A 9,847-nucleotide genomic window follows, 5' to 3' on the forward strand; every position below is an offset into this window, starting at 1 on the left:
CCTTGAAAGCCGGGCTATGGTTCCGGCGCGGTCGTCTCGTCATGGTCTCTCCTGTTCACGGCATCATGCCGATCTCAGGCAGAATTTCCACTTATCCCCGCTGTCCAGATTTCCCGAGCCAGCTCTCAGAACCATAGTGGAATACGAGACAATCGCATTTGGATCGCCAGCTTTGTAATCGGCCTCAAAGAGATCGACCTCAGCGTTCCGTTGAGTTTTTTTCGCGTCGAAGTCCTGCTGCTTCCGCGAATGTTCAGCCCGAGCAGCTTCTAGAGTCGCGCCCCGCTGCGCCTCTCTCAACTTCCAGGCCGCAAGCTCTTTTTCGAATTCCGATTTCGCGTTGTCGATCGCCTTCTCATGGCGGCCCTTAGAGCCAGGTACCAGCTTCTTCAGAAAGGTAAGTGCGGGAATTCGTTGGAGATAGGCATCCAGATTGGGGGGTGGTTCCTGTGTGATCTGCGAGCGGGTCGGAGAGAACGCGGGAAATGTGTCGTGTATCCTGAGTGCAGAAAAATCGATCCGATCATCGACAGACAAGGTGTGGTTCAGGATCGTTTTCAGTTGTTCGATCTTCTGTTCGGCCTCGGCCTTGAGATCAGCGACTTCCTGTTCGCGATCTTCCAGATATTGCTCTTTTTCGTAGCGGGCCTGCTCTTTCAAAGAACGAAGGTTCTCACGTTCCTCTCGTGCTGCTTCCCGTAGTTGCGCTCTGACATATCGATCATGTTCGCGAGCGGCCCTAGCGCGCGCTGCTTCAGACTGCCGCTGGGCGCGCGAGACATCGCGCGCGATCGCCATCAGTATTCCACCTCTGCGCCCCACAGTTCCTCGCTCCCGTTCACGTTGCTATGTTTTGATTTCACAAAATAACGCACGCGTTGCAACTGACTTGGAGCTCCAGCATCTGTTTCTGCCATCTATCCGGGCACACAGCGAGATCGGAAACAAGCCGCCGATAACGCTGATGAATGGCTCCCCGGCACTCCCGCCGGGATGAGCCTTAAACCCCGGAAGTTTCCAGCCAAGGCTGGCCCAAAATCGGGTAGCGCTTCAAAGCGGCCAAAGAGCCGCTCCAACATCGGGGGCAATAAGGGGGCGAGGTGAATGGCCGGCTGAAATGGAGAGCGCATTCCTGCCGTTACCCAAATCTGCTTCCAGCCTCGGTGAATGTGTACCCATTGGCGATGATGCCTTCATCCACCACCTCGTTCGACATCTGGTAGTCGTATTCCTGCTCAAGCTGGCGATAGAGCCAACGCGCGAGATCTTGTAGGGCCTCTGAAACGCCATCCTCGGCGTCGGCAGTCCGCGGCTGATCTCGATCGCTGCTCCGCTCGACAGAAATCTCCATGCTGTGCTCGTGGTAGTAGCGTCCTCGATGCGTGACGCGGGCCTCGAGGGCGTAGAGGTTCTTGCGCTGGATCTGCTGAAGCTGGTCAGTGATCGCAGCTAGCCGCTTATCCCTTGGCGCATAGGCTCGGATGGCGCGCGCCGCGCCTTTCCGATAGCTGTAGCTGCCCTCGAAGCAGGCTCCGTCGCCCTGGCTCGCAAAGCCCGAGAACCAGATGCAGGGTTTCTGGCGGGTGCCGCCGCCATAGAGGCGGACAGGCCGGGTTGCGAGAACCACGCCGAGGAGCTCGCAGATGTGCTCGAAATCATCGAAGACAAACTCATGCCAGTCGTCCGGAGCCGACGCTTGACGATACCAGTCGCGAGCGCGTTCTTTGGAGCGCTCATCCAGTTCTTCGAACGTATAGACGGTCGTTTCGATGACCTCAGGCATTGATGACCTCCCGAACCGGGAAATGAAGATCGAGATCATTCTCGATTTTCTGGGTGCGCCCCATCCAAGGCGCGGGCTGGATCGCCCGAGCCCAGTCGGCAAAGCTTGGGATGAAGCCGAGATCCTCGGTGACATGCTGCTCGCCAACCCAGCGGGTTGGAATGACCCGGCCAGAGGAAAGCGTGATCGTCACGCCGAAGATCGTCTCGGCCATGAAGATGCCCTCGGCATGATGCCGAAGCGCCCTGTGCCGGAAATCCGCGACAATTTCCTTCGACGCATCGAACCAGGTGTGGATCGCGAGATAGTCCTCGACGGTGCCGCCCCATTTTTTCTGCGAGGAGAGGGCGTGGTGGTAGGGATGAGCCATGATCGCCTCCGCTCAGAACGTGTGGGAGGAGAATTCGGTGACGGTTATCCGCTCATGATAATCGAGCCGGATTTCCTGAGTTGGGACATCGAAGACGAACTCCCCATAAGCGCCTTCATTGAGCTCCCATCCGCCATGGGTTTCGCTGAGGGCGTCATAGACCAGGTGCTCGATCGCTTCGCTCAACGTCATCGGGCGGGAATCCGGCGCGCTCTGTCCCCAGACAATCGCGACAATGCTGATCGTTTGGTAGGGAAGTGGAACATTCGCGTTGGCGGCATCGCGCGCCTCGATGCTCTCGATCTGCCCGCTATCGCCGTAGCCATCGAAGCTGACGATGACAGTCGCGACGCCGGCCCCGGCGAGCGCAGCAAAGACCGCAGATTTGTTCGCGGGGCGCAGAGCTGCTCGCCGTGACGTCTCGGCTTCAATCTCAGCCACGATATCGGACATCGTCACCGGAAGGGCGATGAGCTTCGGCTCGGACGTCGCGGGATTATTGGTTTCGTTGGCCATGGGGCTCTCCAGAATGAAAAAGCCCGACACGAGACAGGCTCGGTCGGGCAGGGGATTTGATGGGAGTAGGGAGGGTTATTCGGCGGCGATGGGATAGGCAGCAGCCGTTTCCAGGCCTTCGGTCAGGAAGGCTGGGAGCGTGACAGCCTCTGAGCTGGCATCTTTGCCCCCTTCGCTGGCGGGCTGTGTGGGAGCTTCGACCGTCGTTGCAGATGGGGCGACAAGCGCGTGCGAGCCCCTTTCAAGCGTCGATCGCAAGGGGGCCGGCAACCAGTTCGCGCCAGCGACAAGGCGCTCTGCCTCAGTTGCCATGTCGGATTTCTTGAGGTGATCGATCATTTGGGCTGCCGCCTCGCCCTTCACCTCGCACACCGTCGCGAGGATCCGGGATTTCGTGACCTTCCCGAAGAAGCTTTTCGAGGTCGCAGACCAATGGCGGCGCATATCGAGATCGACATGATCCGCGAGCCGGTCGGCATGAGCGATTTCACGGGTGCGGTGGATATGCGGGAGTTGCAGCGCATTGACGCCTGTCGAGACACACCACGCGAAGAGCGCTGCCAGCGAATCCGCATCAAAGGCAACAAGCGCATCCCAGAGATCAGCCGGATTCTTCGGCAGCATCCCAGCCCAGCGCGCCTGGCGAGCGCTCATGCGGTTGGCGACATCGCTTTCGCCGAGGTCAGGCGCATGCGCCTCAAGCGCGGAAGACCGGACATCGAGTTCGAGACAGGTTTCTGAACCAGCGAAGCGATAGAAGCTCTTGAGCACCAGCGCATGGGTCAAGGTGAGGAGTGCGGTATCGGGATCATCGGCGAGGGATTCCCGAAGGGCGAGCGTCCGATAGGCCGTGAGTTCAGCGATCAGGCGATCGGAGAGGCGGGCCGTGGTCTCCGTTTCGACGTCATCGGCATCCTCTGACGCGTTCGGCCCAACGCCACCAGTCTGGCAGGACAATGCAGGCTTATGGCCATCGGTCGGATTGCCCGACGCCTGACCAGATGTGCTTGCAGCCTGATCTTCGGGGCGAATATAGCCAGCCTCGATGCGCAAACGACCATCGTGCTCGATGCTGACGAAAACCCCGGCATGGGCGATTTCCTGAGGGTTGAAGATTTCGGGACGCTCATCGACCCTCGCAAGGATATCCTCGAGCTCGCCCATGCGCTGGTCGATCTCCTCGGGTAGTTCCTCGGCACCCTCGAATTCCTCTGACAGTGCATTGTATTCGGCAAGGGCGGCGTCATAACGCGCCTGCTCATCGGGAGAGATCGGTGCCGGCGTTGCTGAGAGCCGGATCAGGCCATTGAGATGGCCATAGGGGAAGCTGAGGGCGGTCTCGACCCATTTCCAGCCCTCGGCCGCGATGGCCTCGGCTTCTTCGGCGAGCTTCTCCGTGGCGAGACGGTCGAGCAGCGCGACATCCTGGAACCATCCCCCACCATCCTCTGAGAAGAGGTCGCGCAAGATCACGCCACCTGCCGCCGCATAGGCCGCAGCGCCCACGAAAAGGACGCGCCTGTCACTGCCCTTGACCGCTCCTTCTGTGAGAAGGCGGCGGATGAGATAAGGCTCCTTGTTGTAGCCATGCCGGATCTGCTCCCAGACCGCCTCCTGGCGGGCATGATCTGCCGTCACGCAGAAGGCCATGAGCTGATCAAGCGTCATCTCGTCCTCGGCATAGGCCGCAAGCAGAGTCAGGCTGGCGGAGGCGAGTTTCAGGCGCTGACGAACGATCTGCGGCGAGACGAAAAACCGTGCCGCGATCTCATCGACCGAGAGCCCTTCATCGTCGGCCAGTGCCCTAAAGGCCCGGAACTGGTCGAGCGGATGAAGACCGGCGCGCATCACATTCTCGGCAAGCGAATCCTCGACCTCAATGCCGGTGGATTTCACAAGGCAGGGGATCGGGTGATCAGGGCTGATACGTCCTTCAGTCTGCAGCTTCTGAAGGGCTGCGAGGCGCCGCCCACCGGCTTGAACCGCGAACTGACCGGTCTCATGGCCAGCCTCGTCGATCACGGGACGGACGGAGAGCGACTGCAGGAGCCCGCGACGTGCGATGTCCTCCGCGAGATCGTCAATACTCATGACGGCTCGAACCTTCCGGACATTTGCTGCGGAAGCAACGAGCTGGGAAAGAGGAATCTCGCGGGGCGCAGCGAGGGAACCAACTACGGGCCGATAAGTAACAGTGCTGGAATCCGTCTGGGTCATGTCCGTCATCTCCACGACGGCCGGGGCAGAACCTCTCTCTTCCCCTCTCAAACCGTCACAAACGGCCCGAACTCACCTCTTTCTTCAACCACGACCAGATGGCGGTAAACCTCGACAGTTTCACGAAAAACGGTCAACACATGATCTAATATATTGCAGATTGTATTATATAAAAGTCTATGGCATGGCTCCGCGCTTTCCGCCCACGGCAGTCAAAGGGGAGAGAGATGCCGGAAAGCCTGAAGATGCTAACTATACCAGAGCGTGCGCCGATCGATACGCTGCTCCCCTATCTGCGGACATGCCCCGAAGCCAATGTGAAAGAGCTGATTGCCCGCAATCTTGCGACAGGTGTGTTCTACAACGACCCGAACGAGGTCCTCTATTGGGCGACGGTCCAGATCGCCTATTCCGGCAAAGCTCTGAACGCATCACTTCTCGCCGAAGCGATTGACCGATTGGCCAAACTGGCGCCGGTGAACCAATAGAACGGAATTCCCTCCTACCCGGCCCAATGGGAACCGTCATCCATCCAGAGGCCTCTCATTGTGCGATCTATTGCGTATCGTAGAAAATGTATGCACGCTGTAGCCAATCACTGGATCATGGATCGGGCAGGCAGATGGCTCCCAAAGCGGGGCGCGGCAGGACCGCGGAAAAGACATTGGCATCGGTACTCGGCATCAGGCTTGAACAGCTTGCGGCTGACCACGAGGATCTGGCGAGCTTTCTGGCCAAGGTCGGGATTTCTCCGGGGACCTACTACCTCCTCGTCAAGGGCGACGCCAACCCGACGCTCGATACCCTCGAACTCATTGCGAAGGGTCTGGGCCTCTCGGTCTGGGAACTCCTCGGTCTCAATGATGGCGTCGTGAAGAAAGCGCTGGATGCCCGCGATATTGATCTCGAAGCGATCAAGGCTTCAAGTCGGGCTCGCGTCGAGGCGCTTGCGCAACTCGAAAGCCAGCGCGTGGAGTTCAAGAAGAATTCGATGATGCAAGCGAAGAGACCGGGCAAAAAGGCTTGAGAAGCGACACGTAAGCATCCTGCTCCGTGACTTGGTCGACGATTCCGTCGATTGAAGGCGGTGATTCACCACTGAAAATCCATGCCAATATCGCCGAGCTTGAGAACCAGGCTCACGTCAGGCCCTCGTTCCTGAAGGCAAGCCAATTATCAACCAAGGGGAGGGGGCTGGTTCTTGCAAGTTTGCGTGCCCTGATACGGGCGACCGCCTCGCGAGCGGGTTGGCGATTGCCCGCCTGACGCTCAGGGATAAGGCGCGCGACGGGCTTTCCATGACGGGTGATCACGACATCCTCGCCCTTTTGAACGAGATCCAGCAATGCCTCGAACGTATTCTTCGCTTCGAATGCTCCGATGTTGCTCATAACAATTCTCCAAACCGGCCTGCCTGGTTGAAGGATGCTGGAAGCTGCTTCTTCACCAATGGGATGCCCGAGTTGTGGGGACAGCCCCAATTTTGTGATTTGGCGTTTCCCGAAGCAATGGTATGTCTCTTTGGTGATACCAACAGAAAGAGACGACCATGTCCATTGCGCGGAAAGACCCAACCGGAAAGGTTTTTATGCATGGCCGCAGCCAGGCCGTGCGCCTCCCGAAAGAGTTCCGGATTTCCGGGAAGGAAGTCCGGATCAGCCGGTTGGGCCACAAGCTCGTCCTCGAACCTGTCGAAACCCCGAAATTCGATGTTGCGGCATGGCGACTTAGGCTTCGCGCCCTGGGCGCTTCAGATTTCTTGCCCGAGGGGCGGCCAGAGCAGCCGCCAATGCCGAGCAACGAGCCGTCCTTCGATTGAGCAGGCTCACCGATGTTTTTGCTCGATACCAACGCCATCATTGCGGTCTTGACTGAACGTGTGCCCGCCGTTGCGCGCAGGTTTGAAACCGAGGTTTCAAGGGAAACGCCTTTGCTCCTCTCGACCATCGTTCTCCATGAACTCCGGTATGGAATCGCCAAAAGTGCAAAGCGGGCCCAAAGCGAAGCACTGCTCGATGGATTTCTCGAGTTGCCAATCGAAATCGTGGAATTCGGACCAGACGATGCCACGCATGCCGGCGACATCCGTGCCTACCTCGCCGCGCAAGGCACCCCGATTGGACCCTATGATGTGCTCATCGCGGCCCAGGCACGTTACAGGAACGCCGTCCTCGTATCCGCTAATCGCCGCGAGTTCGATCGCGTCCCCGGCTTGATCGTGACCGACTGGGCAGCCGGATAAAAACACCTTTGTGCGATTTCAGCCGCACTCGCGATCAAACCTTGCCGATCCCCACCCCAATGTCCGCTTTGTAGCCACCAAATGCGGAGTTATGGAAGTTGGCATGGCATTTTCCAGCCAGCACGGTCAAAGGTCGTCCACGAGAATATCCCGCGTGACAGCGGGATAGAGCACATTGGCGTCGAGGAGGGCGGTATAGGTCATCCCCGCTCAGTATCCCATGCCTTGCTCCTGAGCGTCGGCAACAAGAGCGTCGAGCACAGTTTCCCGATCTTTGTCGACCCGCGCCTTATAGGCCATGACGTCTTCCATTCTGACCCGGCGGTGCTTCCCGACCTTCCGATGCGGAATGGCATTATCCTCTAGGAGCTTGATCAAAAACGGACGCGAGACATTGAGAACCCCTGCAGCTTGCACGGTCGTGAGTTCGGCATTCTCAGGGATAATTGTGACACCTTGGCCAGCAGCCATCGCGCCAAGGATGTCCAGCAGGAGGTCAACAGCGACGGCAGGAAGCTCAATCGGCGCCTCCTGTCCGCGATCAATCACACGGACACGCAGAGGCTCGCTTCTGCGGACAAGCGAACCCAGGCGCTGAGCCGAGGAACGGGCAAGCGTAACTTCAGCGGGATTGGACGGCGGAGCACGATGTGCAGTGGTGGCGCGGGACATGACACTCTCTCTGATGGTGCTTTCGCACTCTTAAATGCATTAAGTGCAACAAATGAAATAAGTGCAAAGATTGTCAAGCGCCATATCTGAAGTGCCGCATTGGAAGGCAGCGCTTAGCCTGCGATTCAGACCTCACCCAAACCCACCATGATATCCGTCGTGGCCGGCGCTGGTGGGACCGCAGCGACAGGTTGCCCGGGCGGAAAATCCCCTGGCCCTTGCTCGCAAGCGGGAGTGTTGGGATTGTTCTGGCAATTCGGGTCGGCATTGGCTTGCGCCGCGCGCGCCATGTCGCAGATGGTTGTGCCGTTGGAATCCGCAAAACCCGAGCAGCGTCCGGAATTCACCATGGTCTGGCAATTGCCGACGCCGAGCTGGATGCAAGCGGCGATAAAGCTCGCATCGACGCGTCGCCCATCGAACACGCCCATTTCGGTCAGGCGCCGGACGACACCGGTTCTGTATCCGTCATTGGTCAGGCGCGCCCAGGCATCGACCTGCTCCTGCAGGCTCATGCAGCCGAAGGTTTCTCGATCGACACCGGCGTAGTCGCGGACATTCCGATTGTTGAGCTGGAAGATGCCGGTGCAGCAGCTCCCATTGTAGACACCCTTGTTTCCACCCGACTCAAAACGACCGAGTCCGCCGAGGGAACAGGAGGTCGCTTTCAACTCATCGCGCAGCGGCGAGGCATTCACGGCGTTGGTGATCTCCTGAGCCGAATAGTTGGTGCGCTCGCAGTACTGTTGGCGCTGGGCCGTAGCCGAGAACGGCATCAACAGAGCGAAGAGAGCAATCGTTACGGCACGGGCGAGTTGGCCCTGCTTTCGTTTCTGGAGGCACAACATCACGGCACCCGGAACTCACGGGAGCAGCGAGGCGCCCACTGGCCGCCGACTAAGGCGCGCATCCGAACCACACGCCGTGCCGGATCAAACTGCACCTGCACGCTGTCATGCTGGTTGGCCAGAGGCGCCCCTTGCTCAGGCGGCTCAACGAGGCAGCCGGTATCCTCTATCGCGATCTGGACATTCCCGCCGGACACCAGCGCGATCTTCAGCGGACAAACCGAAGCTTCTCGTCCGCTGGCATTGTGGTTCGCACCATTGTCGCATTGTCGGGATGTCAGGACGGACACCACCAGGCGCTGATCGCCGAGTTCGAAGGTCGATACGAGCGCATTGATCCAGGCGTTACGCCCGCCAAGATCGCGCTTCAGTTCCTTTTCGACGAAGTCATTCTGCGAGCGGATCTCAGCCGGCCACATCGTGGTCTGCAGAATATCCGTCGAGGATTTCTCGCGGAGATCGCGGAACTCCATCGACGCCCACTCGGCATTCTGCGCGAGGGCAGTGCCAGTGGCAGTGCCGAGAAGCACGGCGATCACGAGGCCAAATCCGACAGGTCTCATCTCTCACTCTCCTCTGACGGGAACCGATTGCGAACAGCCCTCCACGGCCTCTCCTCCGACCACAACACCAAGGCGGATTGCGCGGGAACCGGGGTCATAAGAGGCATAGGCGCGCGGCGCCGCGCTACCTGCGGGAACATCCACGAAGCAGGCCTTGCCTTCGCGGATCGTGGTCCCTTGGGCATCAAAGCGCACAAGACGCATCGGACAAATCCAGACCTGCGGCGCGACGGGCCGACGCTCACATGCGCCTTCCACCTGCAGGATCGAGAGCATGACCACTGTTTCCGGAGAACGGATCACGAGGTTGGCGGCCATGGCTACCTGGCCTCCTATCGTTGCACCAAGTGGGGCATTTCGGGATCGCGAGGGAACTCCAAGCCTGTCATGCCAGAGGCGCGCCGTTGGCATCTGGTTCGGTCCGACCAGACGCAAATCGACCATCGTCAGGGGCCGCCAAGCCTTCGCCGGATGCGGCTCGTTTTCAGCTCTTGACGTGGTCAGGACAGCCCCCAGAGCTGGCTCGGGAAATCTGGACAGCGGGGATAAGTGGAAATTCTGCCTGAGATCGGCATGATGCCGTGAACAGGAGAGACCATGACGAGACGACCGCGCCGGAACCATAGCCCGGCTTTC

14 protein-coding genes are annotated in these 9,847 nt (G+C 59.3%); 4 read left to right on the forward strand and 10 right to left on the reverse strand.

Annotation, left to right across the window (positions count from 1 at the left end; all coding sequences use genetic code 11):
* Positions 1-63 precede the first annotated feature (63 nt).
* The 5 genes from FWJ24_RS14415 to FWJ24_RS14435 all read right to left on the reverse strand — a co-directional run bounded on the left by FWJ24_RS14415 (position 64) and on the right by FWJ24_RS14435 (position 4,886).
* The gene (locus FWJ24_RS14415) at positions 64-798 is read right to left on the reverse strand and encodes a hypothetical protein (RefSeq protein WP_150288533.1); all 735 of its coding nucleotides are present in this window, start codon (positions 796-798) and stop codon (positions 64-66) included.
* Between the two features lie 340 nt (positions 799-1,138).
* Complete coding sequence (locus FWJ24_RS14420; RefSeq protein WP_150288534.1) at positions 1,139-1,783, reverse strand: antitoxin of toxin-antitoxin stability system; 645 nt, start codon at positions 1,781-1,783, stop codon at positions 1,139-1,141.
* Positions 1,776-2,153 carry a DUF6915 family protein gene (locus FWJ24_RS14425; RefSeq protein WP_150288535.1) on the reverse strand — a complete coding sequence of 126 codons (378 nt, stop codon included), beginning with the start codon at positions 2,151-2,153 and terminating at the stop codon, positions 1,776-1,778. Before FWJ24_RS14425 ends, FWJ24_RS14420 begins: the two co-directional genes overlap by 8 nt.
* 12 nt (positions 2,154-2,165) lie before the next feature.
* Positions 2,166-2,669: a DUF6878 family protein gene (locus tag FWJ24_RS14430; protein ID WP_150288536.1), complete on the reverse strand. Its 504-nt coding sequence runs from the start codon at positions 2,667-2,669 to the stop codon at positions 2,166-2,168.
* A gap of 75 nt (positions 2,670-2,744) precedes the next feature.
* Positions 2,745-4,886, reverse strand: coding sequence for a ParB/RepB/Spo0J family partition protein (locus FWJ24_RS14435; RefSeq protein WP_150288537.1), 2,142 nt, complete (start codon positions 4,884-4,886; stop codon positions 2,745-2,747).
* A 227-nt stretch (positions 4,887-5,113) separates the two neighbouring features.
* On the opposite strand from FWJ24_RS14435, the gene FWJ24_RS14440 reads away from it, so the two are divergent.
* Both FWJ24_RS14440 and FWJ24_RS14445 read left to right on the forward strand, forming a co-directional pair.
* On the forward strand, positions 5,114-5,374 hold the full coding sequence (locus FWJ24_RS14440; RefSeq protein ID WP_150288538.1) for a hypothetical protein: 261 nt from the start codon (positions 5,114-5,116) through the stop codon (positions 5,372-5,374).
* A 134-nt stretch (positions 5,375-5,508) separates the two neighbouring features.
* Positions 5,509-5,913 (forward strand): helix-turn-helix domain-containing protein, encoded by a 405-nt coding sequence (locus tag FWJ24_RS14445; RefSeq protein WP_166443739.1) that lies wholly within the window; start codon positions 5,509-5,511, stop codon positions 5,911-5,913.
* A gap of 112 nt (positions 5,914-6,025) precedes the next feature.
* Here the strand turns inward: FWJ24_RS14445 and FWJ24_RS14450 are convergent, their stop codons facing one another.
* Positions 6,026-6,277: a type II toxin-antitoxin system Phd/YefM family antitoxin gene (locus tag FWJ24_RS14450; protein ID WP_150288540.1), complete on the reverse strand. Its 252-nt coding sequence runs from the start codon at positions 6,275-6,277 to the stop codon at positions 6,026-6,028.
* Positions 6,278-6,435: 158 nt separating this feature from the next.
* Between FWJ24_RS14450 and FWJ24_RS14455 the strand changes: the two genes are divergently transcribed.
* Together FWJ24_RS14455 and FWJ24_RS14460 are read left to right on the forward strand one after the other, a co-directional pair.
* Positions 6,436-6,705, forward strand: coding sequence for an antitoxin (locus FWJ24_RS14455; RefSeq protein WP_150288541.1), 270 nt, complete (start codon positions 6,436-6,438; stop codon positions 6,703-6,705).
* A 12-nt stretch (positions 6,706-6,717) separates the two neighbouring features.
* Complete coding sequence (locus tag FWJ24_RS14460; protein WP_150288542.1) at positions 6,718-7,128, forward strand: type II toxin-antitoxin system VapC family toxin; 411 nt, start codon at positions 6,718-6,720, stop codon at positions 7,126-7,128.
* 210 nt (positions 7,129-7,338) lie between these two features.
* Here the strand turns inward: FWJ24_RS14460 and FWJ24_RS14465 are convergent, their stop codons facing one another.
* The 4 genes from FWJ24_RS14465 to FWJ24_RS14480 form a co-directional block, all read right to left on the reverse strand.
* On the reverse strand, positions 7,339-7,800 hold the full coding sequence (locus tag FWJ24_RS14465) for an excisionase family DNA-binding protein (protein WP_150288543.1): 462 nt from the start codon (positions 7,798-7,800) through the stop codon (positions 7,339-7,341).
* A gap of 125 nt (positions 7,801-7,925) precedes the next feature.
* Positions 7,926-8,648 (reverse strand): hypothetical protein, encoded by a 723-nt coding sequence (locus tag FWJ24_RS14470; RefSeq protein ID WP_150288544.1) that lies wholly within the window; start codon positions 8,646-8,648, stop codon positions 7,926-7,928.
* A complete protein-coding gene (locus tag FWJ24_RS14475; protein ID WP_150288545.1) occupies positions 8,648-9,211 on the reverse strand; it encodes a hypothetical protein in 564 nt (187 codons plus the stop codon). The genes FWJ24_RS14470 and FWJ24_RS14475 overlap by 1 nt, the downstream gene beginning before the upstream one ends.
* A 3-nt stretch (positions 9,212-9,214) precedes the next feature.
* Positions 9,215-9,529 (reverse strand): hypothetical protein, encoded by a 315-nt coding sequence (locus tag FWJ24_RS14480; protein WP_150288546.1) that lies wholly within the window; start codon positions 9,527-9,529, stop codon positions 9,215-9,217.
* Positions 9,530-9,847: the final 318 nt, after the last annotated feature.

The sequence above is a fragment of the Rhabdaerophilum calidifontis genome (assembly GCF_008641065.1).
GTDB classification, from domain to species: Bacteria; Pseudomonadota; Alphaproteobacteria; order Rhizobiales; family Beijerinckiaceae; genus Rhabdaerophilum; species Rhabdaerophilum calidifontis.